The organism is Streptomyces sp. NPDC031210, from assembly GCF_055570395.1.
The window spans coordinates 45,914-70,978 of sequence record NZ_JBVIHH010000010.1; the positions used below are offsets into that span (position 1 = coordinate 45,914).

Here is a 25,065-nt window from a genome sequence, read left to right on the forward strand (position 1 = left end):
AGAAGACCGCCCCGCGAGAAGACGGCCCTCGAGAAGACCGCCCCGCGAGAGGGCCGTCCCTACGACAACACCGCCCCCGCGAGAAGACCGCCCCTACGAGAAGGCCGTGCGCCCCGCCGTGTCCGCGGCGGCCCGTGCCGCCGGTGAGGACGCCAGGTAGGCGACGGCCGTGCGCAGCGACCCTTCCTGCGAGGGATGGTACGACCGCCGCAGGTAGCGCGGTATCGCGGTGCCCAGCTCACGCCACGTGGGCAGCAGGCCCCTGCGGGCGGCGCGGTTGTGCTCACGCAGCGAGTAGCGGGAACGGGTGGCGAGCTGCGGGTCGTGCCGGAGGAGGTAGGCCGCGCCCCAGGCCCAGAGGTAGAGCAGGACCGGGGCCGTCACGGTCATGGCCAGGATGCGGCGGAGGTAGCGGGAGGGGTCCTCGCCGCCGGTGTGCTGGTACATGTCGAAGGCGACCGCACGGTGTTCGACTTCCTCCGCGCCGTGCCAGCGCAGCAGATCGAGCATGACGGGGTCGGGTGCGGCGCGGTCCAGGCCGTCTGCCGCCAGCACCCAGTTGCCGAGTACCGCCGTGAACTGCTCAATGGCGGCGATCAGGGAGAGGCGGAAGCGCAGCCACTCCCGTTCGGGCACCGGCAGGCCGAGGGGCGGCTGCTCGCCGAGGAGGTGGGTGAAGAGGAAGTCGACGTGCCGGGTGTAGGGGCCGGTGTCCAGGCCCTGGTGCGCCAAGTGCTCCAGGACGTAGGCGTGCTGGACGCTGTGGGTGGCTTCCTGCCCCCATGAAGCCTTTGACGTCCGTGAGGAGAGCCTCGTCCCGGATCAGGGGCAGGGCTTCCTTGAAGACCTTGACGAACCATCGCTCGCCCGCCGGGAGCAGGAGGTGCAGCACGTTGATGACATGGGTGGCGGTGGGTTCGTCCGGTATCCAGTGCAGCGGCGTACGGCGCCAGTCGAACGAGACCCGGCGCGGCGCGATGGGGTGGTGCTCGTGCGGGCGTGGCGGCCTGCTCATGCGCGGCTCCTGTCGTGTCGGTTCTCATGTGAGCTCTCGTGTGCGGTCTCCGGGCTCCGGTTTTTCGGCGGGGCGGGGCGAAGCGGGACGTGGCAGTGCCCCGGCGCCTACAGTCGCGGCTCGATGCGGGCGAGGGCGCGGAGCGCGCGCGGGGCGAAGCGGGACAGCAGATGGGCGCCGCGGGCTTCGGGGGTGACCGGGACCACCGCCTGGTTGCGGACGACCGCGCGCAGGATGGCGTCGGCGACCTTCTCCGGCGGATAGTTGCGCATGCCGTAGAGCCGCGCGCTCTTGGCCTGGCGGCGCTTCTCCTCGTCCGCGGAGACACCGGTGAAGCGCGAGGTGGCGGTGATGTTGGTGTTGACCAGTCCGGGACAGATGGCGGAGACGCCGATGCCCTGGCCCGCCAGCTCGGCCCGCAGGCACTCGCTGAGCATCAGGACGGCGGCCTTGGACGTGCTGTAGGCGGGCAGGATCCTGGACGGCTGGAAGGCCGCGGCCGAGGCGGTGTTGACGATATGGCCGCCCTGTCCGCGCTCCGCCATCCGCTTGCCGAAGATCCGGCAGCCGTGGATGACCCCCCAGAGGTTGACGTCCAGGACCTTCTTCCAGTCCTCGGCGGTGGTCTGGAGGAAGGAGCCGGACAGCCCTATGCCGGCGTTGTTCACCAGCACATCCACCGTGCCGTAGGCGGTGTCGACCTTGTCGGCGAGCTTCTCCATCGCCGCCTCGTCCGAGACGTCGACGACCTCTCCCCAGGCTTCGGGGGCGCCGATCAGGCGGGCCATGTCGGCGGTCCGTGCCGCGCCCTCCGCGTCCCGGTCGACGGCGATGATCCGCGCGCCGGCCTCGGCGAAGGCGAAGGCCGTCGCCCGGCCGATGCCGCTGGCCGCGCCGGTCACCAGCACGAGCTGGCCACCGAAGCGGTCGGCGTGCGGACCAGGGGCCAGGGCCCGCTTCGCCGGGTCGCCCTCTTCCTTCGAGGTGACGAACTCGTCGATCCACGCGACGAGTTGGTCGGGACGGGTGCGCGGCACCCAGTGCTTGGCCGGGAGGGTACGCCGTACGAGCTGGGGCGCCCATTGCTCCAGGTCGTCGTAGAGGCGCTCGGAGAGGAACAGGTCACCGGTCGGGGTGATGAGCTGGACCGGGCAGTGGGCGTAGGCGTCGGTACGGGGGCGGCGCAGGCGGGTTCGGACGTTGTCGCGGTAGAGCCAGGCGCCGTGGGCGGCGTCGGTCGGCAGGGACGCGGTCGGATAGCCGTCGGCCGGTGCCTTCTCCACCCGCTGGAGGATCTTCGGCCAGCGCTTGCCGAGCGGTCCCTTCCAGGCCAGCTCGGGCAGGACGGGCGTGTGCAGCATGTAGACGTACCAGGACTTGGCGCCCTGGCTCAGGAGCTGCGCGGCGCGCCGGGGCGTGGGGCGGGTCATCCGCTTCTTGATCCAGTGACCGAAGTGGTCCAGAGACGGGCCCGACATGGAGGTGAAGGACGCCAGTCGGCCCTCCGTACGCCGGACGGTGGCGAACTCCCACGCCTGCACCGAGCCCCAGTCGTGACCCACGACATGCACCGGGCGGTCGGGGCTGACGGCGTCCGCGACGGCCAGGAAGTCGTCCGTCAGCTTCTCCAGCGTGAACCCGCCGCGCAGCGGCCGCGGGGCGGTGGAGCCGCCGCAGCCCCGGACGTCGTAGAGCACCACATGGAAGCGGTCGGCAAGGCCGCGGGCGACCTCGGACCACACTTCCTTGCTGTCCGGATAGCCGTGGATCAGCATCACCGTGGGGCGTGCCGGGTCCCCCAGCTCGGCGACGCACAGCTCCACCCCGCCGGTGTGCACCCGGCGCTCCCGCGCGCCTCGCAGTCCCGCATCGGGGGAGTCGTATCGGTCCTGATCCTGTCCGGGTTCGATGCTCACGCGGCCTTCTCCTCTTGCCAGCGCCGCACATGCGGCAGATCGTCGTCCAGCCAAAAGGCGCTTTCCACCGGGTCCTTCGAGTCCGTCACGACCAGGATCTCCTCGAATTTCGCGCCGGTGCCCCGGAAACCGAGGTGCGGTTCGACCGCCCACAGGCCCGGCTGCGGCGGGTGGTCGGAGAAGGTGTACGGGCTCCACAGCGGGGACCAGCCGTCACGATGGCCGTGCAGCGCGTCGGAGGCCAGGCCCTTGAGGGACTGTGTGCCGAAGCCGAAAAGGGTGGGTGACCAGCGGCGTTCCTTGACCCGGTCGATCTTGTGGGCGATGACGCCGAAGGGATAGGCGCGGTGGCGGTTGGCGTAGCCCTGCCGCACCATCAGCCGCTCGACGTCCTTGTAGATCTCCCGCAGCGGGCGCCGCTCGCGCACCTCGCGCAGGATCAGTTCGCGGTGCGCCTCCAGATCGGCGAGCAGTCGGTCGTGGACGGGGTTGAGCCCCAGGCAGCCGGAGTAGCCGATGTCGGCGGTGTATCCCCGGTGGACCGGTGCCATGTCGAGGATGAAGGGCATCCCCGGCTCCAGCTCCCGGTTGGTGGGGAAGAACTGGAGCGGGATGCGGAAGTTCACGAAGGCGGTCCGGTCGCCGAACCAGGCGAACGGCAGATGGAACCAGTCCCGCACGCCTCGCTCCCGCAGCCATACCCGCTGCATCCGGGCCGCCTCGCGTTCGGTGACGCCGGGCTTGAGCTGGGCGGCCACCGCCTCCGCGCAGGCGTAGGCGAGCCGCTGCACCTCCCGGAAGCCCCGTACTTCGGCGGTGAGTTCTCCGGCTCCTGCTGGGGTCCCTGGGGTGACTGAGGCCATCGCCAACCGTCCGTCCGTAAGCGGTTCATCGCGGTACGTACCCGTAACTTGACACTGATGAATGTGACAATGACCGGCGGCTGCGTCAAGGGGTGCGTACGCGGAGAGGCAAACGCCACGTCCGACACCGTCGACCCCGAGACCGGGGACCGACCCCGAGACCGGGGACCGCTCGAAGCAGGAGACCCCTACGGGCTTGTACTCCCCGAGAGGTAGGGATATCCAACCGTCTGGGCTGACGACGGGTGCGGCGGCCGCCACTACCGTCGAAGTCGTGACAGTGATCGTGACCGAAAGCCTGAGCAAGCGGTACCCGCGGGTCACCGCATTGGACCGGCTCTCCGTTGACATCGCGCCCGGCGTAACCGGCCTGGTGGGTGCCAACGGTGCCGGCAAGTCCACCCTGATCAAGATCCTCCTCGGACTGGCCCCGGCCACCGAGGGGACCGCGCACGTCCTCGGTCTGGATGTGGCCAAGGACGGCGGCACCATCCGTGAGCGGGTCGGTTACATGCCCGAGCACGACTGCCTGCCGCCGGACGTCTCGGCCACCGAGTTCGTCGTGCACATGGCCCGCATGTCGGGCCTGCCACCGACCGCCGCCCGCGAGCGCACCGCCGACACCCTGCGCCACGTCGGCCTCTACGAGGAGCGCTACCGCCCCATCGGCGGCTACTCCACGGGCATGAAGCAGCGCGTCAAGCTCGCCCAGGCGCTGGTCCACGATCCGCAACTGGTCTTCCTCGACGAGCCGACCAACGGCCTCGACCCGGTCGGCCGGGACGAGATGCTCGGCCTGATCCGGCGCGTCCACACCGACTTCGGGATCTCCGTCCTGGTGACCTCCCACCTCCTCGGAGAGTTGGAGCGCACCTGCGATCACGTCGTCGTCATCGACGGCGGCAAACTGCTGCGCTCCTCCTCCACGGATGAGTTCACGCAGGTCACGGCCTCACTGGCGGTGGAGGTGACGGACACCGACAGGCATCCGGACGGCACCGCGGCACTGCGCGCGGCGCTGGCCGGCGCGGGTGTCGCGGTGACCACCGACGCCGCCGGCCCGGAGAGCTTCGCCTCCTCGGGGCGCCTGCTCTTCGTCGAGGCCGGCCGGGAGGAGACCTACGACCTGGTGCGGGACACCGTCGCCGATCTGGGCCTCGGCCTGGTCCGGATGGAACAGCGCCGGCACCGCATCGCCGAGGTCTTCCGCGACGCCGACGCCGCCGCCGAGGCCGCCGCCCACGCCGACACACCCGCCCCCACCCAGGACGGAGGCGCCCCCGATGTCGCCTGAGCCCACCGCGTCCGCCGCCCCGCCCTCGGCCGCGTACATCCACAACATCGGCTACCGCCACTACGACGGCCCCCGGCTGAGCCGCGCCTACGCCCGCCGGTCGCTGTTCTCGCAGAGCCTGCGCGGCGCCTACGGACTCGGCCGTTCGGCCAGGACCAAGGTGCTGCCGATGCTGCTGTTCGCGGTGATGTGCCTGCCCGCCGGCATCATGATCGCGGTGACGGTGTTCACCAAGGCCGGCAGCCTCCCGGTCGGCTACACCCGTTACGCGATCTTCCTCCAGGCCGTCATCGGCCTGTATCTCGCCGCCCAGGCCCCGCAGTCCGTCTCGCGGGACCTGCGCTTCAAGACCATTCCGCTGTATTTCTCCCGGCCCGTCGAGCGGCGCGACTATGTCGTGGCGAAGTTCGCGGCCATGGCGAGCGCCCTGTTCCTGCTGACCGCCACGCCCCTGCTGATCCTCTACGTCGGGGCGCTGCTGGCGAAGCTGGACTTCCTGGATCAGACCAAGGGGTTCGGCCAGGGGCTGGTCTGCGTCACGCTGCTCTCCCTGCTCTTCGCCGGGATCGGCCTGGTCATCGCGGCGCTCACACCGCGCCGCGGGTTCGGCGTCGCAGCCGTGATCGCGGTACTGACCATTCCCTACGGCGCGGTCAGCGCCATCCAGGGCATCGCCTCGGTCCAGGGCAGCGAAGCCGCCGTCGGCTGGCTCGGCCTGTTCTCGCCCATCACCCTCATAGACGGGGTGCAGTCGACGTTCCTCGGTGGCGTGAGTTCCTTCCCCAACGGGCTGGCGCCGACCACCGCCGCCGGATTCGTCTATCTCCTCGTCACCCTGATCGTCATCACCGGCTGCTACGCCCTGCTGATGCGCCGCTACAGGAAGGCCGGGCTGTGACCACCCTTCGCATCGACCATGTCTCGCGCTGGTTCGGCAACGTCGTCGCCGTCAACGACATCACCATGACCATCGCCCCCGGCGTCACCGGCCTGCTCGGCCCCAACGGCGCCGGAAAGTCCACCCTCATCAACATGATGGGCGGCTTCCTCGCGCCGTCGAGCGGCACCGTCACCCTCGACGGCGCCACCATCTGGCGCAACGCCGGGATCTACCGCCACATCGGCATCGTTCCCGAGCGCGAGGCGATGTACGACTTCCTCACCGGCCGCGAATTCGTCGTCGCCAACGCCGAGTTGCACGGGCTGGGCCGGGCCGCGGCGGCCGCGGCGCTGGCCACCGTGGAGATGGAATACGCCCAGGACCGCAAGATCTCGACATACAGCAAGGGCATGCGCCAGCGCGTGAAGATGGCCTCCGCGCTGGTCCACGACCCGTCCGTGCTGCTGCTGGACGAGCCGTTCAACGGCATGGACCCGCGCCAGCGGATGCAGTTGATGGAGCTGCTGCGGCGGATGGGGGACGAGGGCCGGACCGTCCTGTTCTCCTCGCACATCCTCGAAGAGGTCGAGCAACTGGCCTCGCACATCGAGGTGGTGGTGGCCGGCCGCCATGCCGCGTCCGGTGACTTCCGCAAGATCCGCCGGCTGATGACGGACCGGCCGCACCGCTATCTCGTCCGGTCCGACAACGACCGGGCGCTGGCCGGGGCGCTGATCGCCGACCCTTCGACGGCCGGCATCGAAGTCGACCTCACCGAAGGCGCCTTGCGGATACAGGCCGTCGACTTCGGCCGGTTCACCGAACTCCTGCCGCGGGTCGCCCGCGACCACGGCATCCGCCTGCTGACGGTCTCGCCCTCCGACGAGTCGCTGGAATCCGTCTTCTCCTACCTCGTAGCGGCCTGAGGCCAAGAAAGGAGCCCGACGCATGTCCACGACGACCCCCTCGACGGCCCCGCCGGTGTCCACGACCTCCCTGAAGTTCTCGCTGTTCCACCCGACCGTCGCCCGGCTCACCTACCGCGGCCTGCTCGGCCGGCGCCGCGCCCTGATCCTGTTCGCGCTGCCCGCCCTCCTGATCGTCATCGCCCTGGTCGTCCGCGGCCTGACCGGCGCCGACGACACCACCGCCAGCGGCATCCTCGGCGGCTTCGCGCTCGGCACGATGGTGCCGCTGATCGGCGTCATCGCCGGCACCGGCGCGATCGGCCCGGAGATAGACGACGGTTCGGTGGTCTACCTGCTGGCCAAGCCCATTCCCCGGCCGACGATCATCTTCACCAAACTGCTCGTCGCCATCGGCGTGACGGTGCTCTTCTCCGCCGTGCCGGTCCTGGTCGCCGGGTTCGTGCTGAACGGCAACAGCCAGCAGATAGCGGTGGCGTACGCGGTGGCCGCGGCCGTCGCCTCGGTCGCCTACAGCGCGCTGTTCCTCTTCTTCGGCACGATCAGCCGCCACGCCGTCGTCTTCGGCCTGGTCTACGCCCTCGTGTGGGAAGCCTTCGTCGGCACTCTCGTCCCCGGCGCCCGGACGCTCAGCGTCCAGCAGTGGGCGCTCGCGGTGGGCCAGCGGGTCGGGGCGGAGGGCGCGCTCAGCTCCGACGTCCAACTGCCGCTGGCGATATGCCTGTTGCTTGCCCTGACCGTCGCCACCACCTGGTACGCGGGCCGCCGGCTGCGGTCGCTGACGCTGTCGGGCGAGGAGTAGGCCACGCCCCGGCCGGCTCATCCGCTTCCGTTGCCGCCCGTGTTCTTCTGGCGCTCGTTGAACTCCCGGACGTTCCTGAGGTGTTCCGGGTAGTCGGCGGTGAAGCGGGTGTCGCCCGGTTTGACGGTGACGAAGTACAGCCAGTCGCCGGCGGGCGGCGCGCTCGCCGCCTTGAGCGCGTCGGCGCCGGGGCTGTCGATCGGGGTGGGTGGCAGGCCCGCGTGCTTGTAGGTGTTGTACGGGCTGTCGGTGGTGGTGTCGGAGTGGCTGGTGTGGAGGGTGCTGCGGCCCAGCGCGTAGTTGATGGTGGAGTCCATCTGCAACGGCATCCGCCGGGCGAGCCGGTTGCCGATGACGCGGGCCACCTTGCCCATGTCGTCCGGGCGGTCCGCCTCGGCCTGCACGATGCTGGCGATCACGAGGGTCCGGTAGGAGGTGATGCCGTCGCCGGCGAGCCGCTGCTTGGCGGTGGTCACCATGTAGGAGAGCAGCGAAGCGGGGGTGGTGTCGTCGCGGAGGGGATACGTCGCCGGGAAGAGGTACCCCTCCGGATTTCCCTTCGCCGCGGCGGGCAGGGGCAGCCGGGCGGTCTTGGCGGCCTTCGCCGTGGTGCCGTCGGCCAGATGCAGGGCCCGGTCGGCGGCGGCGTAGACCTGCGCCGCCCGCATGCCCTCGGGCACGGTCAGCTTCTCCTCGCGCTCCGGCCCGCCGGGCAGCAGCCGCGGCACGATGAGTACCGCCAGGATGACCAGGACACCCAGCACGGCGACGACAAGGAGCCGGCCGGTGCGGGAGAGCCGCGGTCCTGGCCGGCGAACGGTGCGCGCAACCTCGCTCATGAGGGCACGGTAGGCCAGGGCGCGGCGTCAGGGGGCGACCGGGTCGGCATCACCGTGGCGGCCGGGGCCGTCCGTACGCACCCGCGCGGCCTCCGCGGCGGCCTTGCCGCGGCGCCCCGCCTGAGCGGCCCACTCGGCCGTCCGCGGCTCCCCGCGGCAACCAGCCCGCAGGCAGGCCGTCTGCCCCGTCTCCCTACGCCCCGTCGCCGATCCGGCGGTCGCGGCCCGCGCCCTGGGCGAGGAGGGCGAGGCCCGCGCAGACCGCCAGCAGCAGGGCGAGGGGAACGATCCAGCCGCCGGTGCTCTGATGGACCGCGCCCAGGATCAGGGGGCCGGCGGCGGCCAGGAGGTAGCCGCCGGTCTGGGCCATGCCGGACAGGCGCGACGCGGTGTGCGCGTCGCCGGAGCGCAGCACCATCATCGTCAGCGCCAGGCCCAGCGCGCCGCCCTGCCCGACGCCCAGCAGCACGGCCCACAGCCAGGCGCCGGCCACCGGCGCCACCAGCAGTCCGGTGACCCCGCAGGCCATCAGCGCGGAGACGGCCACGCCCAGCAACCGCTGCCGCCGCATCCGGCCGGCCAGCATCGGCACCACGAACGAACCGACCATCTGCAGCAGCGTGCTGAAGGCGAAGACGAGCCCGGCTTCGCCCTTCGCCATGCCGTGGTCGGTGAAGATCGTCGGCAGCCAGGCGATGACGTCGTACGCGATCAGCGACTGCGAGCCCATGAAGAGCGTGACCTGCCAGGCCAGCGGCGAGCGGCTCAGCTTCGGACCGACGCCGTCGGCGTACGTGCCGACGCCCTTGCCCCGGGCGGCGGAGACCGAAGGCGGCCGTACGGACCCCTTGGCGGCCGAAGCGGGGCGGGAGGCGCGGCCCGCGCGGCGGGCGAGGACCACCTGCGGGATCCAGGCGACCGCGGCGACGGCGGCCAGCAGCGCCCAGGAGACCAGCGAGCCCTGCCAGCCGCCGAGCGCGTTCTCCAGCGGGACGGCGGAGGCGGCCGAGACAGTGGCTCCCATGATCATCGCGGTGGAGTAGAGCGCGGTCATGCCCGCGGCGCGCTCCGGGAAGTCCCGCTTGATCAGCCCGGGCATCAGCACGTTCAGCAGCGCTATGGACGTGCCGACCACGGCACATCCCGCGAACAGCGCCACCACCGGCGGCGCGATCCGCAGCACGATCCCGCCGCACAGCAGCACCAGCGCCCCGCACAGCACCGTCTCGGTGCCCCACCGGCGGGCCAGCCTGGGCGCGGCCACGGAACCGAGCCCCATGAAGACCAGCGGGATGGTCGTCACCAGGCTGCCGGCGGTCGCGGTCAGGTGGAAATGCGCGCCGATCTCGCTCAGCAGCGGCGAGACGCCGGCCAACGCCGCCCGCATGTTGAGCGCGGCCAGGACGATGCCGGCCAGGACGACGACCGGGTGCCCGAATGCCCGGGAGGCGCGTCCGGACACTCCGCGGCGCGCCGCGACGGCCCGCGGCGGCGCCGCCGGGTCCTCCTGGGCGTCGATCAGGAGTGCGTCGGAGCGGTTTCCCGGCATGCGTGCGTACCTTGCCAATCGTGCGGTGGAAGTGTGTGGGGGGAGGAAGGGAGCCGTGCGGGCGTGGGGCCGTACGGCTCAGCGGTGGCCGAGGAGGGTCTCGACGGCCCGCTTGGGCTTCTCCAGCAGATCGCGGGTGGCCCGTTCCGCGGCCACCGGGTCGCCTGCCGCGATCGCGTCCATGACGGCACAGTGATCACCGTGCACGATCTTCGGCATCGCCTGGTCGTCCAGCGCGCTGACCAGCGCCTCTCGTACGGAGCTGCTGAACCACCCGTACGTCGCGGTCAGCGCCGCGTTGTGCGCGGCCGCCACGACGGCCTTGTGGAAGGCGACGTCGTGATCGGCATACAGCTCGACGCTGCCCGAGTCGGGCCGGCCCTCGGCGTCCGACAGTGCCGCCTGCGCGTCCAGCGCCGCCCGCATCCGTTCCAGGTCGGCGGGCTCGTGCCGCAGCGCGGCCAGCCGTGCGGCCTCCGCCTCCAGCGCGATCCGCAGCTCCAGGACATCGCGGATGCCCGCTCGCTGGACGCCACGCATGATGTCGCCCGGGTCGGCGGTGGACACCACGAACGTCCCCTCGCCCTGGCGGGTGCGCAGCATCCCGGCGTGGACGAGCACCCGGACGGCCTCGCGGACGGTGTTGCGGCCGACCTGAAGCTGCTCGGCGAGGGCGTGTTCGGTGGGGATGCGGGCCCCGACCCGCCACTCACCGGCGGCCAACTGGGCGCGCAGGGCCTCGACAACGGTGTCCACCAGGGACTGCCGTCCCGCCGCCCCCAGCGTCATGTCGGTCGGGCCGCCTCTCTGTCCGTGGGTGCATGGGCCGTGCCGGCGCCGGCGCCGGTGCCGGCACGGGTTGCGCCCGGCCCAGCCGCCCGGCTGGCCCCAGTTGCCCGGTCATCCTACAACTGATGTCTTCATCATACACGGAAGCGGGTCTCCGGAAGGCGGGCGACCAGGGCCGCAGTGCCGCAGTGCCGTAGGGGCCGCGTAGGGCCGTACGCCCACGTAATGCCGTACGCCCACGTAACGCCGTACGGCCGCGCCGCCCGCCTGCCTTCCGGAGCGCTCCCTCACAACCCGATGTCGCGCTCCTGGATGTCGGCCAGTGATTCGCGGCGTACCAGGAGACGGGCGTGGCCGCCGGTGACGGCGATCACCGGAGGGCGGCCGACGAGGTTGTAACCGGAGGCCATGGACAGGTGGTAGGCCCCGGCGACGGGTACCGCGAGCAGGTCGCCGGGTCGGATGTCGCCGGGGAGCGGCACGTCGGCGGCCAGGACGTCGCCCGCCTCGCAGTGCCGGCCGACGACGGTCACCGGCTCCGGCGCGGCGGTCGGGCGCCGGCCGATCAGCCGGGGCGCGTAACGCACTCCGTAGAGCGCGGGCCGCGGGTTGTCGCTCATCCCGCCGTCCACGGCCACGAAGCGGTGCGCGCCCGTCTGTTTGACGGCGAGCACCCGGTAGAGCACCACACCGGCGGGCCCCGCGATGCCGCGGCCGGGCTCGATGGCGAGCCGGGGCACGGGCAGCCCGGCCGCCGCGCAGCCGCGGGCGAGTTCGCCGCGGACCTTGACGCCCAGGCAGGCGATGTCCAGGGCGGGCTCGCCGCGTCGGTAGGCGATGCCGTGGCCGCCGCCGAGATCGAGTTCGGGCAGCGTCACGCCGTGCTGCCCGTGGATGCGTGCCAGCAGGCCGACGAGTCGCCGTACGGCGGACAGGTAGGGCTTGACGGTGGTGATCTGGGAGCCCAAGTGGCAGTGCAGGCCGACCAGTTCGAGGCGGCTCTGGCCCAGTATCCGGGCGACGGCGTGCTGCGCGGAGCCGTCGGCGAGCGAGAGTCCGAACTTCTGGTCGTCGGTGCCGGTACGGATCTTGGCGTGGCCGCCCGCGGCTATCCCCGGTACGACCCGGACGAGTACCTTCTGCCGCGCGCCCACGGGGACGGCGGCGGCCAGCCGGGCTATCTCGGAGGTGCTGTCGATGACGATCCGTCCGACGCCGAGTCGCAGGGCGGTCCGCAGGTCGTCCGGGCTCTTGGCGTTGCCGTGCAGCACGATCCGGTCCGGCGGGAAGCCGGTGGTGACGGCGAGTTCCAACTCGCCCGCGGAGCAGACGTCCAGGCCGAGTCCCTCCTCCCGGACCCAGTGGACCATGGCGCGGCACAGGAACGCCTTGGCCGCGTAGTAAACGTCCGCGTCCGGGAAGGCCCGCAGGTAGGCGCGGCAGCGGCGGCGTACCTCGCCCTCGTCCAGGACGTAGGAGGGCGTGCCGAAACGGTCGGCCAGTTCGGTGAGGCGGACGCCGCCGACGGCGAGGTCGTCGGGGGCGGAGGGGGTGAGGGGGGTGGTGGAGCCGGGCCAGAGGGAGAGGTGGTCGGGCGCCGTACTGGGTTGGGCCGCGGCCGAGGGATCCCGCGCCGGCTGAGGAGGAAGCGGATCCCGCGCCGGCTGGGGAAGGGACGGAGCCCTCGCGGGCTGGGGCAGAGACGGAGCCCTCGCGGGCTGGGGCAGAGACGGATCCATCGCCGGCTGGGGCAGAGTGGGGTGGCTCATGTCGGGGTTGCCCCTCCTCAGACGGCCCGTAGGTGGTTCCTGGGGGAGATGGCGGGGGCGAAGCGCGGATCGACCGTCACGACGGTCGCACCGACGGGCTCGGCCAGCGCACGCAGCGCGGGTTCGGAGAGCCTGATCCACGGCTGGCCGCCGCCGAGCGCCGCGACCAGCCGCTGCGGTGAGGTGAAACCGACGGCGGTACGTCCGCCGACGGCGGTGCGGAACAGGCGGGCCGTGCAGCCCGCGGGGCCCGGCCGGACCGGGACGAAGAGGGTTCCGGCCGGGACCCGTTCGACGGGCTCGGGATCTTCCGCGTACAGGGTGTGGGACACGGGGCGTCGCTCCTCGCAGAGAACAGCGGCCCCGGACCGGGGAACGCGCACGCCGGGGCTCGGCACTGACGCTATGCCCAGGAAGGCGCCCCGCCCTCTCCTCCCTGACGCTTCATTGACGTATCAGGGACGGGAGTTGACGCGATGCTGGCGCCCGGTGGCGTAATCCGGCGCGCGTTGGGTCACGTCGAAAGGACCTACCCTTCAAGGGTGAAAACGGACAGGGGTGGGGACTTTGGCAGGGGGAAGGGCGGGGAGAGCGGCCGGCGCGTCTCGCTGACCGGTGATCCCGTGGGGTGGGCGCGGGCGTGGGTGCGTACGTCGCCCGGTACGCACATCTGGTTGCTGATCATCGGCGTCACCAGCCTGGTCATCGCGTCCGCGTCCGAAGGGCTGGGCCACTTCCTCCTCCACCGCACCAGCAGCAACATCCACGAGCTGAACGAGCATCCGCTGCCCTCGCTGCTGATCAGCGGCTTCTGGATCGAGCGGCCCGCGTCCTTCCTCCTCTACGTGGCGATGTTCGAGCTGCTGCACGCCAACATCGAGCGCTGGCTGGGCACCTGGCGCTGGCTGCTGACCGTGGGCGCCGCGCATGTCGCCGCCACCCTGGCGAGCCAGGAACTGGTCCTGCTGGCGATCGAGGGGCACCGGCTGCCGCGGTCGATGACCCACGTCGTGGACATCGGCGTCTCCTACGGCCTGGCGGCCGCGGCCGGCGTGCTGACGTACCGCCTGTGGCCGCCCTGGCGCTACGGCTACCTGGCGGGCGTGCTGCTGTTCTTCGGCGTACCGCTGACGGCCGGCGCGACCTTCACCGACTTCGGTCACGCCATCGCCCTGACCCTGGGGTTCACCGCCTGGCCGCTGACACCGGAGGGCCGGGACACGGCTTTTGACGACCTGTCAGTCGAACCGTCAGTCGAGCTGTCAGGCGAGCCGTCAGACGACCTGCCGGTCGAGCTGTCAGACGGCCTGTCAGGCGAGCCATCAGAGGAATCGTCAGGCACCCCGTCAGGGCAACCGGACGGACCGGACCCCCCGGACCGACCGAAGCCTCAGGCCGGGTAGAGACGCTCCAGGACCTCCGCGATGCCGTCCGCGTCGTTCGAGGTGGTGACCTCGTCGGCGACGGCCTTCAGTTCGTCGTGGGCGTTGGCCATGGCCACGCCGTGCGCCGACCAGGCGAACATCGGGATGTCGTTCGGCATGTCCCCGAAGGCCAGCGTCTCCTTGGCGCGGATGCCCAGGCGGCGGGCGGCCAGTGAGAGCCCGGTGGCCTTCGACAGGCCCAGCGGCAGCAGCTCGACGATGCCCTCACCGGCCACCGTCACGCCCACCAGGTCACCGGCGATCTCGCGGGCGACCTGCGCCAGGGCGTCGTCGCCGAGCGCCGGATGCTGGAGGTAGACCTTGTTCAGCGGCGCCGCCCACAACTGGGCCGGGTCGTCGATCAGGACGTTGGGCAGCGGGCCTTCCTTGACGCGGTAGCCGGGGGTGACGAGGACCTCGCCGTCCAGGCCGTCCCGGCTCGCCGCCAGCAGCAGCGGGCCGGTCTCCGCCTCGATCTTGGACAGGGCCAGGCCGGCGAGCTGCCGGTCCAGCGTCACCGACGTCAGCAGCCGGTGCGCGCCCGCGTCGTAGACCTGCGCGCCCTGCCCGCACACCGCGAGGCCGCGGTAGCCCAGCGAGTCCAGGATGTGCCGGGTCCAGGGGACTGCCCGGCCCGTGACGACGATGTGCGCGGCGCCCGCGGCGGTGGCCGCGGCGAGCGCCTGACGCGTGCGCGCCGAGATGCTCTCGTCGGACCGCAGCAGCGTCCCGTCGAGATCCGTCGCGATGAGCTTGTAGGGCAGTGCGGGAGAGGGGGCCGAACCGGGGGCGGTCACTTGGAGAGGGGCTCCAGGATCTCGCGGCCGCCCAGGTAGGGACGGAGCACCTCGGGCACGTGCACCGAGCCGTCCGGCCGCTGGTGGTTCTCGAAGAGCGCCACGATGGTGCGCGGTACGGCGCACAGCGTGCCGTTCAGCGTCGCGAGCGGCGAGACCCGCTGCTTGCCGCCCGAGTCCTCGACGGTCTCGCGCATGCGGACCGACAGCCGGCGGGCCTGGAACTCGTCGCAGTTCGAGGCGGAGGTCAGCTCGCGGTACTTGCCCTGGGTCGGGATCCACGCCTCGCAGTCGAACTTGCGCGAGGCCGAGGCGCCGAGGTCACCGGTGGCGACGTCGATCACCTGGAAGGGCAGCTCCAGACCGGTCAGCCACTGCTTCTCCCAGTCCAGGAGCCGCTGGTGCTCCGCCTGCGCGTCGTCGGGCGCGACGTAGGAGAACATCTCGACCTTGTCGAACTGGTGGACGCGGAAGATGCCGCGGGTGTCCTTGCCGTACGTGCCGGCCTCGCGGCGGAAGCACGGGGAGAAACCGGCGTAGCGCAGCGGCAGCTTGGACGCGTCCACGATCTCGTCCATGTGGTACGCGGCGAGCGGGACCTCGGAGGTGCCGACCAGGTAGTAGTCGTCCTTCTCCAGGTGGTAGACGTTCTCCGCCGCCTGGCCGAGGAAGCCGGTGCCCTCCATGGCGCGCGGGCGCACCAGGGCGGGCGTCAGCATCGGCGTGAAACCGGCCGCGGTGGCCTGGGCGATGGCGGCGTTGACGAGGGCGAGCTCCAGGAGGGCGCCGACGCCGGTGAGGTAGTAGAAGCGCGAGCCGGAGACCTTGGCGCCGCGTTCGACGTCGATCGCGCCGAGCAGCTCGCCGATCTCCAGGTGGTCCTTGGGCTCGAAGCCCTCGGCGGCGAAGTCGCGGATGGTGCCGTGCGTCTCCAGGACGGTGAAGTCCTCCTCGCCGCCCACGGGCACGTCCGGGTGGACGAGGTTGCCGAGCTTGAGCAGCAGCGCCTGCGTCTCTTCCTTGGCCTCGTCCTGCGCGGCGTCCGCGGCCTTGACGGCGGCGGACAGCTCGCCGGCCCGCTTCAGCAGCTCGGCCTTCTCCTCGCCGGTGGCCTTGGGGATGAGCTTGCCGAGCGACTTCTGCTCGGCGCGCAGCTCGTCGAAGCGGACGCTGGACGACCTGCGCCGCTCGTCGGCGGAGAGAAGCGCGTCGACGAGTGCGACGTCCTCTCCACGGGCGCGCTGGGAGGCGCGCACACGGTCGGGGTCCTCACGAAGCAGGCGAAGGTCAATCACCCCACCAGGCTACCGGGGCCTCGCCCCGGTGCTCGACGCGATATTCGGCGGTGCGGTGGTTTGCCGGATTTGTGATCATTCATTCCCTGGCAGGGGCGACTCCCGCGCGGCGGCGGAAATGCCGGGAAAGGGCGCTCGGCGGGCGGCGGGGAAAAGCCGCCGGGGAATTCGCGCGCATTCCCGCTTTGGGGCATTCGCGGCGTCCGTGCCGGGGGATCCACTGTGCCGGCGCGGGGAGTTGGGCGGGCGGCGAGGCGGCCGTGGGCGTCGGTTCGGAGCAGGTTGTCCACAGGGTGGCGGTGTCGGGGATTCTTATCCACAGGCTGTGTGTGAAATCTGTGGAAGTCGGAACTGATCATTCCGACGTCGGAATGTTCGGCTGCGGATTCCCTGCCCAAACCCCCTTCCGGCACTCTTTCGTGTGGGATTGACTCGCTCTAAAGGATTGATCACATGAATTAGGCTGACGCGGGGCGGCGTGGGGTGCTGTGGAGCGGTGTGGGGTCGGTAGAGGGATTTGTCGACTCTGTCCGGATCCCCTGTCGACTTACCCACAGGTCGAGAACCGAGCCTGTGGATAACTTTGTGGACAACCCGGCAGCCCGCCGAAACCCCAGGTCCCGGCTCTTCCGGCCCTCGACCCGGCCCCTCGACCGGCCACTCGCCTCGGCCCTTGCGGCCGCTCAGCCCCGCCCGTCCAGGCAGCGCGCCAGCCAGTCCGACGCCTCCGAGAAGGCCGAGTCCGTCATCTCCGGCCGGACGGTCGCCGTGACCTCGTCCGCCCGCGGGTACGAGCCCAGGAACCGCACCCCGCGGCAGACCCGCTTGAGCCCCATCAGGACCTCGCTGACCCGGCGGTCGGTGAGGTGCCCCTCGCAGTCGACCGAGAAGCAGTAGCGGCCGATGCCCTCGCCGGTCGGCCGGGACTCGATCCGTGTCATGTTGACGCCGCGGACCGCGTACTCCTGGAGGAGTTCCAGCAGGGCACCGGGATGGTCCTCGCGCAGCCACAGCACCACCGAGGTCTTGTCCGCGCCGGTGGGTGCCCCCGGCCGGGCCGGGCGGCCCACCAGCACGAAGCGGGTGGTGGCGTTCTGTGCGTCGTGGATGTCGGTGACCAGCGGCTCCAGCCCGTACGTCGCCGCCGCGAACTCACCCGCGAACGCGCCGTCGTAGCGCCCCTCCTGCACCAGCCGCGCGCCGTCGGCGTTCGAGGCCGCCGACTCCCAGACCGCCTCGGGGAGTTGGGCGGCGAGCCACTTGCGCACCTGCGGCTGGGCGACCGGATGACCGGTGACCGTCTTCACGTCGTGCAGCGCCGTCCCCGGCCGCACGAGCAGGGCGAACGCGATCGGCAGCAGCACCTCGCGGTAGATCATCAGCGGTTCGCCGGAAGCGAGTTCGTCCAGCGTGGTCGTCACCCCGCCCTCGACGGAGTTCTCGATCGGCACGAGCGCGGCGGCCGCCTCACCGGCGCGCACCGCGTCCAGGGCGGCCGGCACCGACACCATCGGCACCAGCTCCCGGGTGGCCGCCTCGGGAAGCGTGCGCAGCGCGGCCTCCGTGAACGTGCCCTCGGGGCCGAGATAGGTGTAGCGACTGGCCGACATACAAAGGACTCCCTCGCGTCATCGCGGGGGCAACCCGCCGATCTTCCCCCTGCCCTCTCACGATACCGAGCCCTCCCAAGGCCCAGCGGGCTCTTTCCTCAGCCCTCCAGCAGCGGCCGGCCCACGTAGTCGCCCGGCTCCGGGGCCGGCGGCACCGCGAAGAGCCCGCTCGCCTCGTGCCGCAGGAACGGCGACAGCGCGTCACCGCGGTCCAGCTTGCGCTGGATCTGGGTGAAGGCCCGCAGCGGATCGGCCTGCCAGCAGATGAAGAGCAGGCCCGCGTCGGGGGCGCCGTCGTCGCGGAACCCGTCATGGAAGGAGAACGGGCGGCGCAGCATCGCCGCGCCCTGGTTGGACTCCGGTGCCGCGATCCGGGCGTGGGCGTTGGCGGGGATCACCGGCAGGCCGTCGGCGCCCGTCTTGTCCAGGCGCATCGGGGTGGTCTCCGAGCCGCCGGTCAGCGGCGCCCCGTCGGACTTGCGGCGGCCGATGACCCTCTCCTGTTCGCCCCGTGAACGCTTCTCCCACTCGTCCAGCAGCATCCGGATCCGGCGTACGACGGCGTACGACCCGCCGCGCATCCACTCCTGGTCGGCGTCCCGCCCCACGAAGATCCGCTCGTCGAAGTCCTCGTCCGACGGCTTGGGGTTGTTGGTCCCGTCGACCTGGCCCATCAGGTTGCGGGTGGTCATGGGGTGCGCGGTGGCGCCCGGGGTGCGGTTGAAACCGTTCATCTGCCAGCGCGGACGGGCGCTGCCGGCGGCCTCCTTCTGGAGCGCGCGCAGCGCGTGGAAGGCGACCAGGGCGTCGTCGGCGCCGATCTGGATCCACAGATCGCCGTCGCTGCGCCGGGGGTCCAGGGCGTCGGCGGAGAAGTCGGGCAGCGGGTCGAGCGCCGCCGGGCGCCGCTTCTCCAGGCCCGTACGGCCGAAGAAGCTGTGGCCGAAGCCGAAGGTGACGGTCAGCGAGGACGGCCCCGCGTCCAGCGCCACCCCGGTGTCGGCGTCCGGGGCGCGGCCGGCCATCAGTTCCTCGGCCGTCCGGGACCAGCGGCGCAGCAGCGCGGCCGCGGCCTTGCGGTCCGTGCCCGGCGCCAGGTCGAAGGAGATGAGGTGGCCGTGGGACTGGAGCGGGGTGGTGATGCCCGCCTGGTGCGCGGCGCGCGCGTCGCGGAAGGGCACCTCCGTCGAGCCGATGGTGGTGAGGGCGGCGGGGGCGGCCTCGTCACCCCCGGAGACGGCCAGGGCCCCGCCGGCCCCGCCGGCCACGAGTCCGGCCGCGCCGGCCGCGCCCATGGTGCCCAGGAGGCGGCGGCGCGACAGTTCCAGGGTGGGCGCGGGGCCCGCCGCCGGGGCGGTCGGTCGCGGGGTCGTCCCGCCCGGGTTCTCGCTGTCCGGTCTGTGCTCGCTCATCAGCCGATCTTCACGTTCCTGGTCTCGGTCACCTGGTCGATGTCGGAGGTCCGCACGAGCAGTGACAACTGCCACTGCCCGGGAACCGGCAGTTGTACCCCGCGCGCGCTCCAGTGGCCCACGCCGACGTGGTCGGTGGCGACGGGGAGCGGCCCGAGCTTCTGGGCCTTCAGTGTGAAGGAGACCTTCACCTCGGGAACGTCCATGGTCCTGCCCGACGGGTCGGAGATCCGCAGCCGCAGCTCGTTGCCGCTGCCGCTGCGTCCGGGGTCGAGGTCGACGCGGGCGGTGCCCTTGCCGCGCGGCCCGCCGGTGTCGAAGGGCAGGGTCAGCACCTGGGGCCGGCCGGCGTCGGCGGAACCCCCGGTCGCACCGGCCGCCCTGACCGCCTCCTCGGTGCGGGCCGGTTCGGTGGCGGTCAGCGCGGTCGTGACCGCGAGCAGGACCACCGCGACCGACACCTCGGCCAGCACGGACCTGCGCAGGCCCAGCCGCTCGGGGTCGGCGTCCCGCAGGCGCTTGGTCCGGGCCGCGCGCACCGCGGCCCGCTGCCGGGCGAGTTGCGCGGCCCGCCCGGGATCGGCGGCGGCACCGGCCGCGGGGGCGGCGACGCCGACGGGCTCCTCGATCTCAGCCTGCGCTCCAACCTCAACCTGCGCTCCAGCCTCCTCAGCCTCGGCCTCAACCTTCTCCGCCGGGTCCACCGCTTCGTCGCCCGCCCCCGCCGCCCGCAACTCCGTCAGCCTGCCCGTCCACCGCCGCGACAGCCAGGCCAGGCCCACGAGCACCGCCACCAGGCCGGCCTTGAGCAGCAGCAGCCGCCCGTAGGCGGTACCGGTCAGCGCGCCGAAGGTGCCGACCTGCCGCCACGACTGGTAGAGCCCGGTGGCCACGAGGACCAGCACCGAGCCGAACGCGATCCGCGAGAAGCGGCGTACGGCGCTCCGCTCCACCGGCGGGCCGCCGTACAGGGACGCGACCAGCGCCGTCAGCCCGCCGAGCCAGGCGGCGACGGCGAGCAGGTGCAGGACGTCGACTGGCATGGCGACGGCGGGCTGGAGACCGGTCGAGGCGTGTTCGGCCATCGCCCAGGTCGCGGCCAGTCCGGCGGCCACGACCACGCCGCCCACCGACAGCCCCACGGTGAGGTCCTTGCGCCGCTTGGCCTCCTCGGCGGCGTCGAGCCCGGTCCCGTCGCCGGGACCCGCCGGCTTCTCCTCCCGCGTCCGCGCGTACGCCCCGAAGAGCACCGCGACGAACAGCGCGGCGGCCGCGAGCAGCAGCAGCCGGGAGACCAGCGCGGCACCCGGCTTGGTCTCCAGGACCTGCCGGAGTCCCCCGAGATCGAACACGTCCGCCAGCTCGCCCGACCCGGTGTACGGCGTGCGCAGCAGCAGCATCGCGATGGTCGTCGCCGTGAGCACCGCCCAGCCGTGGACGACCACCCGCTGGACCGGCCGGAGCAGGGCGGCGGCCGGTCGGCAGGCCAGGATGAAGGCGGCGCCGCCGGTCAGCAGCACGAAACTGGCGTAGGCGAGATAGCGGGCGATGCCGTAGAGGGCGCCCACCAGGCCGCCGCCGGCCTCCTCCTGGGGCACCACCGCGGCGGACTTCGAGGGCGCGCCGACGGAGAAGGTGAAGGCGCCGGAGACGGGATGGCTGTCGGCCGAGACCGCTTGCCAGGCCACGGTGTACGTGCCGTCCGCGAGGCCCGGCGGCAGTCCCGTCGCGTACTTGACGGTGCCGCCGGCACACAGGTCGCGCAGTTTGCCGCGGTCGACCCGCTTGCCCTTGGGGTCCAGGACCCGGATGGAGTCGTCCCCCATCGCGACGCCCTCGGAGAAGGTGAGCGAGACCTGCTCGGGAGCCCGGTCCACCACCGACCCCCGCGCCGGGTTGCTGCCGGTCAGCGCGGCGTGCGCGGCGGCCGGCGCGGCACCGGCGAACACCGCGCCGAACAGTGCCGCCGCGACGACCAGCAGGCGCAGCGCGGCCGGCCGCCGCGGCCAGGAGGCGGTGATGGCCATGGTCCAGCTCACCTTCCCTTCTCGTTCCCTGTCGTTTACGGCCCGCGGCCGGCGTCGTCCGCCGCCGCTCCTACTCGGCCGGCTTGAAGGTGGCGGCCTTGACCGGGACCCGCACCGTGATCGGCCCGGAGGTGTCGAAGTGCAGTTCGAGGGTGACGGTGTCGCCCTCGGCGGGCTTCTTCTTCAGGCCCATCAGCATCAGGTGGTTGCCGCCGCGGGCGAGCTTCAGCTCACCGCCCGCGGGCACGGCGAGGGAGGGGACGTGCTCCATCCTGCCGCCGGCCGTCTTGTGGATCGTGACGTCCTCGGCGAGGTCGCTGGTGACCGAGGTGAGCTTGTCGCCGGCGGTCCCGGAGTTCTTGATGACGAAGAACGCGCCGGCCATGTCCTGGCTGGGCGGCTGCGGCAGGTAGGCGCCCGTGACCTTCAGCCGGGGGGCGGACTTGGCGTCCTTCGCGGCGTCTTTTCCGGCGTTGTTTCCTGCGTCTTCTCCGCCGTTCCCCCCGGCGCCGCAGCCCGCGAGGGTGAGCGCGGCGGCGAGGGCGAGGGCGGCGGAGACGGTGGTGCGGCGGTTCACGGGTTCTGTCCCTTGATGATCTTCGGCAGTGCCGAGGTGTAGTTGTCGGAGGTCGCGTCCTGCATGCCCATCCAGTGGATCCGGTCGTCCTTGGGGGAGGACATCAGCACCTGGGCGCCATGGGTGGAGAGGACGTCGCCGTTCTTCTTCTTGACCGGCTTCTCGATCCCGATGGTGACGTCGCGCGCACCGGCCTGGATCGTCTCGAAGCGACCCGTGAGACCGGTGAAGTCCTTGTCGATGCCGGCGAGCCACTTCTTGAGCGTGGCCGGGGTGTCGCGCTCGGGGTCGGAGGTGATGAACAGCACCCGCAGGTCGTCCTGTTGGGCCTTCGGCAACTGCTTCACCGCGACGGCGATGTTGGCCATCGTCAGCGGGCAGATGTCCGGGCACTTGGTGTAGCCGAAGTAGATCAGGGTCGGGTGGCCCTTGGTCTTCTCCAGCAGGTCGTACTTCTCGCCGTCGGAGTCGGTCAGTTGGAGGTCCGGCTTCTCCATCGGACTGTCGAGCGTGACGATCGGCTTCGAGGTCGAGCCGGAGACGTCGGCGGCGGGCTTGTCCTTCCCCGTGCCGCAGGCGGTCATGGTGAGGGCTGCGGCCACCGCGAGGGCGGAGCCGAGCAGGTTCGTTCTACGCATTGCAGAGAAATCCCGTTGGTCCAGGAAGCGGAGTGCCGGGCCGGCGCACGCCCGGTGCGCCGGCCCGGTCGGTGATCAGGCGCCGCGGCGGCGTCCGGCGAGCACGCCGAAGCCCACTCCGACGACGCCCACGACGATGCCGACGACGGCCAGCACACGTGCGGTGGTGTCGCTGTCGGACACGTCCTGGGCGGCGGAGGCGTTCTTGGCGTCGTGCCCGGCGCCGCTCTTGGCGTCAGCGGCGCCGGCGCCGTGCCCGTCGTCCTCGGCCGCGGTGAGCTTGAGCACCGGCGCCGGGTTCTCCGGCTCGGCGCCGCCCTCCTTCGTCGGCTCGATCCAGCGCACGACCTCCTTGTTGTCGTACGTCTGGAGGGCCTTGAAGACGAGCTGGTCGGCGTCCTCGGGCAGTTGGCCGACGGACAGCGGGAACTGCTGGAACTGGCCGGGCGCGATGCCCTTGCCGTCGGCGGTCCAAGTGATCTTCGAGGGCGCCTCGTTGATCTTCTTGCCGTGCATCTGGAGCGGCTTGGCGAGCTTGGACTTGGTGACCTCCACCTTCCAGCCGGGCACCGGCTGTGGCATGACGGACGCCAGCGGGTGGTCGGCGGGCAGGTTGACCTCCAGCTTCACCGTCGAGGCGTCGTCCCGCTCGTTGGGCACCTTGAAGTTGACGGTCGCGTAGCCGCCCTTCGCGGCCGTACCGGCGGGCTGCACGCTGACGTGCGCCAGGGCCGGGCCCGCGAGCAGCAGCACGCTGCCCGCCGCGACGGCGCCCAGGACCGGCAGCCGCCGCGCCAGTTGCCGCACGGCACCGGGGGCAGCGGCCCGGCCGCCGGCCGCACCGGCGGGGTCAGTGACATCGGCCAGGCGCGAGAAGTCGGTCATATTCGACATGTTCGACATGTGGGAAACACTCCACGAAGAAGGAGGAAGACTCGGGTGACGGTGCGGCTCGGCGCGCGCGGCGACGACGCGGGAGCCCGTACCCCGATTTCCGTGGGCGTGCTTCGCGTGACGTCAGGCCGCGAGGGCGAAGGGGGCCAGGCCGGGGGGTCCTCGCCTGACGACACTGTGCTGGAGCGCGAGCTCCTTCGGGCCGGGTTTGTCATCCCCGTACGAAACGGGGGCGCCCAGGGCGTCGGCGTGCGCCGCGCCCAGGCCGTTGAGCAGGGCGCGGACGAGCGTGAGCGCCCCGCGCAGAGCGCCGACGAGGGCTTGGGCCGCGACCTCACGCGCCGCCGGCGCCGAGATCCGCACCAGCCGCCACACGGCCGCCTCGCCCCGCCGCAGCAGCCAGCCGGCGGCCAGCGCCGCGAGCAGGTGCCCCAGCAGCATGGGCAGCGACGGCAGCAGGCAGTGCGCCATCGAGGGATCGGCCCACGGGGAACCGGCCGCCGCGCCACCGGCCAGGTCGTGCCCGGCCGCGGTGGCCGGGTCGTAACCGCCCGAGCCGAGGATCCGGCGCGCCTCGGCGCCGCCCAGCCGTACGGCGTCCAGTCCGCAGGTCACATGGCGGGCGAGGGTGATCGCCGCCTGGTCGGAGAGTCCCGCTGCGCCGCCCCCGCCGCCGGAAGCGAAAGCCGCCGACCCGGACCCGCCGGACATCGGCCGGCTCAGCCCGAACAGCGCGTGCAGCGCCAGTTGCCCGACGGCCAGTCCCAGCGCGATCCCCGGCAGTGAGCGTTCCCGCCCGGCGAGCGGGGCCGCGACCGCGAACACCGCCGCGGCGGCGACACCCAGTGACCACAAGGGGACCGTGGTGAAGGACGCCGCCATGTGCCCGGCCGCGGAGAGCGCGACACAGACCGCGGTGAACACCGCGGCCCGCAGCAGCCGGAGATCGGCGGCCGCGTGTGCGGTGGGTGCGGTGGGGGCAGTCATGGCGGCGCCATCATGCCACTGCGCCCACCGGCCGCCTACGGCAGGGCACCGCTCACCGCCGCGCCCGGGGGCCGTACCGGAGCCCGAGGGGGCGCGCGGGGGCGCACGTCCCCGGACCCGTCTACACCCCTGCGCTCGGTGCCCGCTTCCGCCGAATGAGCGGCGTCACATCCCGGACATGCTTACCGACCTCACCGCGCGGCAATACGTATCGATATGTCGAGCCGCGGCCAGGAGGCTGGAGCGATGAGCATCTGGTGGACCCTCCATCTGCGCCGCGAGGCCGCGAGCGTGCCGCTGGCCCGCCGCCTGCTGCTGGGCACGATGGAAACGGCGGGCGTCGATCCGGAGATCTGTTACGACCTGTCGGTCGCCCTCTCGGAAGCCTGCGCCAACGCCGTCGAACACGGCGGGGACACCGCCACCGAGGACTACCGCGTCACGGCCTTCATCGACGGCGACACCTGCCGCATCGAGGTCACCGACTCCGGCCCCGGCTTCCGCTCCTCGGGCGGCCGGCGCACCGCGCCCCGCACCCCGGTCCCCGCCCAGGCTCCCGCGGACGCCGAGGACGGCCGGGGCCTCTTCCTGATCGAGGCCCTCACCGACCACGTCCGCTACCGCGACCGCACGGGCCGCCCCGGCGCCGTCGTCAGCTTCGACAAGATCCTCAAGTGGCGCGAGGGCGCGGCGCTTCCGATGGCGTCATGACCGGTCGGCCGGCGGCGTCCGGCGGGCGGGGGCCGGGACTGGGCCCGCTCT

General features: G+C 72.2%; 22 protein-coding genes and 1 pseudogene. 6 read left to right on the plus strand and 17 right to left on the minus strand.

From position 1 onward, the window contains the following. Window positions 1-93: 93 nt before the first annotated feature. The 3 genes and pseudogenes from ACZ45Z_RS19440 to ACZ45Z_RS19450 all read right to left on the minus strand — a co-directional run bounded on the left by ACZ45Z_RS19440 (window position 94) and on the right by ACZ45Z_RS19450 (window position 3,794). Window positions 94-1,015, minus strand: a pseudogene (locus tag ACZ45Z_RS19440) (metal-dependent hydrolase). A gap of 107 nt (window positions 1,016-1,122) precedes the next feature. Then, window positions 1,123-2,925, minus strand: coding sequence for an SDR family oxidoreductase (locus tag ACZ45Z_RS19445; protein ID WP_468364166.1), 1,803 nt, complete (start codon window positions 2,923-2,925; stop codon window positions 1,123-1,125). 2 nt (window positions 2,926-2,927) lie between these two features. Further along, complete coding sequence (locus tag ACZ45Z_RS19450; RefSeq protein WP_468363645.1) at window positions 2,928-3,794, minus strand: M24 family metallopeptidase; 867 nt, start codon at window positions 3,792-3,794, stop codon at window positions 2,928-2,930. Window positions 3,795-4,029: 235 nt separating this feature from the next. Here ACZ45Z_RS19450 and ACZ45Z_RS19455 point away from each other — a divergent pair, with 235 nt between their 5' ends. The 4 genes from ACZ45Z_RS19455 to ACZ45Z_RS19470 all read left to right on the plus strand — a co-directional run bounded on the left by ACZ45Z_RS19455 (window position 4,030) and on the right by ACZ45Z_RS19470 (window position 7,696). Beyond that, window positions 4,030-5,088, plus strand: a complete 1,059-nt coding sequence (locus ACZ45Z_RS19455) for an ABC transporter ATP-binding protein (protein ID WP_468364168.1) — start codon at window positions 4,030-4,032, stop codon at window positions 5,086-5,088. Beyond that, on the plus strand, window positions 5,078-5,986 hold the full coding sequence (locus ACZ45Z_RS19460; protein WP_468363647.1) for an ABC transporter permease: 909 nt from the start codon (window positions 5,078-5,080) through the stop codon (window positions 5,984-5,986). The genes ACZ45Z_RS19455 and ACZ45Z_RS19460 overlap by 11 nt, the downstream gene beginning before the upstream one ends. Further along, window positions 5,983-6,894 carry an ABC transporter ATP-binding protein gene (locus tag ACZ45Z_RS19465; protein ID WP_468363650.1) on the plus strand — a complete coding sequence of 304 codons (912 nt, stop codon included), beginning with the start codon at window positions 5,983-5,985 and terminating at the stop codon, window positions 6,892-6,894. Before ACZ45Z_RS19460 ends, ACZ45Z_RS19465 begins: the two co-directional genes overlap by 4 nt. An 82-nt stretch (window positions 6,895-6,976) precedes the next feature. Continuing rightward, the gene (locus ACZ45Z_RS19470) at window positions 6,977-7,696 is read left to right on the plus strand and encodes an ABC transporter permease subunit (protein WP_468364171.1); all 720 of its coding nucleotides are present in this window, start codon (window positions 6,977-6,979) and stop codon (window positions 7,694-7,696) included. A gap of 17 nt (window positions 7,697-7,713) precedes the next feature. Here ACZ45Z_RS19470 and mltG read toward each other — a convergent pair whose 3' ends face one another. The 5 genes from mltG to ACZ45Z_RS19495 all read right to left on the minus strand — a co-directional run bounded on the left by mltG (window position 7,714) and on the right by ACZ45Z_RS19495 (window position 12,974). Continuing rightward, a complete protein-coding gene (gene mltG / locus ACZ45Z_RS19475) occupies window positions 7,714-8,535 on the minus strand; it encodes an endolytic transglycosylase MltG (RefSeq protein ID WP_468363653.1) in 822 nt (273 codons plus the stop codon). A gap of 193 nt (window positions 8,536-8,728) precedes the next feature. Further along, window positions 8,729-10,084 (minus strand): CynX/NimT family MFS transporter, encoded by a 1,356-nt coding sequence (locus tag ACZ45Z_RS19480; RefSeq protein WP_468363655.1) that lies wholly within the window; start codon window positions 10,082-10,084, stop codon window positions 8,729-8,731. A 78-nt stretch (window positions 10,085-10,162) separates the two neighbouring features. After that, on the minus strand, window positions 10,163-10,873 hold the full coding sequence (locus ACZ45Z_RS19485; protein WP_468363657.1) for a FadR/GntR family transcriptional regulator: 711 nt from the start codon (window positions 10,871-10,873) through the stop codon (window positions 10,163-10,165). A 287-nt stretch (window positions 10,874-11,160) separates the two neighbouring features. Further along, complete coding sequence (lysA, locus tag ACZ45Z_RS19490) at window positions 11,161-12,642, minus strand: diaminopimelate decarboxylase (protein ID WP_468363659.1); 1,482 nt, start codon at window positions 12,640-12,642, stop codon at window positions 11,161-11,163. 17 nt (window positions 12,643-12,659) lie between these two features. Beyond that, entirely contained in the window at window positions 12,660-12,974 is a 315-nt protein-coding gene (locus tag ACZ45Z_RS19495) for an SAV_915 family protein (RefSeq protein WP_468363662.1), read from the minus strand. A 276-nt stretch (window positions 12,975-13,250) separates the two neighbouring features. Between ACZ45Z_RS19495 and ACZ45Z_RS19500 the strand changes: the two genes are divergently transcribed. After that, window positions 13,251-14,045, plus strand: a complete 795-nt coding sequence (locus tag ACZ45Z_RS19500) for a rhomboid-like protein (RefSeq protein WP_468364173.1) — start codon at window positions 13,251-13,253, stop codon at window positions 14,043-14,045. Here ACZ45Z_RS19500 and ACZ45Z_RS19505 read toward each other — a convergent pair. The 9 genes from ACZ45Z_RS19505 to ACZ45Z_RS19545 all read right to left on the minus strand — a co-directional run bounded on the left by ACZ45Z_RS19505 (window position 14,033) and on the right by ACZ45Z_RS19545 (window position 24,303). Then, the gene (locus ACZ45Z_RS19505) at window positions 14,033-14,863 is read right to left on the minus strand and encodes an HAD family hydrolase (RefSeq protein WP_468363665.1); all 831 of its coding nucleotides are present in this window, start codon (window positions 14,861-14,863) and stop codon (window positions 14,033-14,035) included. The genes ACZ45Z_RS19500 and ACZ45Z_RS19505 overlap by 13 nt on opposite strands. After that, window positions 14,860-16,158: a serine--tRNA ligase gene (gene serS, locus ACZ45Z_RS19510; protein ID WP_468363668.1), complete on the minus strand. Its 1,299-nt coding sequence runs from the start codon at window positions 16,156-16,158 to the stop codon at window positions 14,860-14,862. Before serS ends, ACZ45Z_RS19505 begins: the two co-directional genes overlap by 4 nt. 683 nt (window positions 16,159-16,841) lie before the next feature. Continuing rightward, the gene (gene pheA, locus ACZ45Z_RS19515; protein ID WP_468363671.1) at window positions 16,842-17,768 is read right to left on the minus strand and encodes a prephenate dehydratase; all 927 of its coding nucleotides are present in this window, start codon (window positions 17,766-17,768) and stop codon (window positions 16,842-16,844) included. A 98-nt stretch (window positions 17,769-17,866) separates the two neighbouring features. Continuing rightward, window positions 17,867-19,180: an iron uptake transporter deferrochelatase/peroxidase subunit gene (gene efeB, locus ACZ45Z_RS19520; RefSeq protein WP_468363674.1), complete on the minus strand. Its 1,314-nt coding sequence runs from the start codon at window positions 19,178-19,180 to the stop codon at window positions 17,867-17,869. Continuing rightward, window positions 19,180-21,207, minus strand: coding sequence for a copper resistance CopC/CopD family protein (locus tag ACZ45Z_RS19525; RefSeq protein ID WP_468363676.1), 2,028 nt, complete (start codon window positions 21,205-21,207; stop codon window positions 19,180-19,182). Before ACZ45Z_RS19525 ends, efeB begins: the two co-directional genes overlap by 1 nt. Before the next feature lie 70 nt (window positions 21,208-21,277). Beyond that, window positions 21,278-21,784, minus strand: coding sequence for a copper chaperone PCu(A)C (locus ACZ45Z_RS19530; protein WP_468363679.1), 507 nt, complete (start codon window positions 21,782-21,784; stop codon window positions 21,278-21,280). Next, window positions 21,781-22,422, minus strand: a complete 642-nt coding sequence (locus ACZ45Z_RS19535; protein WP_468363681.1) for an SCO family protein — start codon at window positions 22,420-22,422, stop codon at window positions 21,781-21,783. The genes ACZ45Z_RS19530 and ACZ45Z_RS19535 overlap by 4 nt, the downstream gene beginning before the upstream one ends. 75 nt (window positions 22,423-22,497) lie before the next feature. Beyond that, window positions 22,498-23,307: a YcnI family copper-binding membrane protein gene (locus ACZ45Z_RS19540; RefSeq protein ID WP_468363684.1), complete on the minus strand. Its 810-nt coding sequence runs from the start codon at window positions 23,305-23,307 to the stop codon at window positions 22,498-22,500. Between the two features lie 132 nt (window positions 23,308-23,439). Continuing rightward, window positions 23,440-24,303 carry a hypothetical protein gene (locus tag ACZ45Z_RS19545; RefSeq protein ID WP_468363687.1) on the minus strand — a complete coding sequence of 288 codons (864 nt, stop codon included), beginning with the start codon at window positions 24,301-24,303 and terminating at the stop codon, window positions 23,440-23,442. A gap of 246 nt (window positions 24,304-24,549) precedes the next feature. Here ACZ45Z_RS19545 and ACZ45Z_RS19550 point away from each other — a divergent pair, with 246 nt between their 5' ends. Continuing rightward, window positions 24,550-25,014, plus strand: a complete 465-nt coding sequence (locus tag ACZ45Z_RS19550) for an ATP-binding protein (RefSeq protein ID WP_468363690.1) — start codon at window positions 24,550-24,552, stop codon at window positions 25,012-25,014. The last annotated feature ends 51 nt before the right edge of the window (window positions 25,015-25,065 follow it).

Coding starts and splice junctions, on each gene's coding strand:
- ACZ45Z_RS19450 (WP_468363645.1), bottom strand. CDS start 3,794: ATGGCCTCAGTCACCCCAGGGACCCCAGCAGGAGCCGGAGAACTCACC.
- ACZ45Z_RS19540 (WP_468363684.1), bottom strand. CDS start 23,307: ATGACCGACTTCTCGCGCCTGGCCGATGTCACTGACCCCGCCGGTGCG.
- ACZ45Z_RS19550 (WP_468363690.1), top strand. CDS start 24,550: ATGAGCATCTGGTGGACCCTCCATCTGCGCCGCGAGGCCGCGAGCGTG.
- ACZ45Z_RS19535 (WP_468363681.1), bottom strand. CDS start 22,422: ATGCGTAGAACGAACCTGCTCGGCTCCGCCCTCGCGGTGGCCGCAGCC.
- ACZ45Z_RS19545 (WP_468363687.1), bottom strand. CDS start 24,303: ATGACTGCCCCCACCGCACCCACCGCACACGCGGCCGCCGATCTCCGG.
- ACZ45Z_RS19480 (WP_468363655.1), bottom strand. CDS start 10,084: ATGCCGGGAAACCGCTCCGACGCACTCCTGATCGACGCCCAGGAGGAC.
- ACZ45Z_RS19525 (WP_468363676.1), bottom strand. CDS start 21,207: ATGGCCATCACCGCCTCCTGGCCGCGGCGGCCGGCCGCGCTGCGCCTG.
- lysA (WP_468363659.1), bottom strand. CDS start 12,642: ATGAGCCACCCCACTCTGCCCCAGCCGGCGATGGATCCGTCTCTGCCC.
- efeB (WP_468363674.1), bottom strand. CDS start 19,180: ATGAGCGAGCACAGACCGGACAGCGAGAACCCGGGCGGGACGACCCCG.
- ACZ45Z_RS19485 (WP_468363657.1), bottom strand. CDS start 10,873: ATGACGCTGGGGGCGGCGGGACGGCAGTCCCTGGTGGACACCGTTGTC.
- ACZ45Z_RS19460 (WP_468363647.1), top strand. CDS start 5,078: ATGTCGCCTGAGCCCACCGCGTCCGCCGCCCCGCCCTCGGCCGCGTAC.
- pheA (WP_468363671.1), bottom strand. CDS start 17,768: ATGTCGGCCAGTCGCTACACCTATCTCGGCCCCGAGGGCACGTTCACG.
- mltG (WP_468363653.1), bottom strand. CDS start 8,535: ATGAGCGAGGTTGCGCGCACCGTTCGCCGGCCAGGACCGCGGCTCTCC.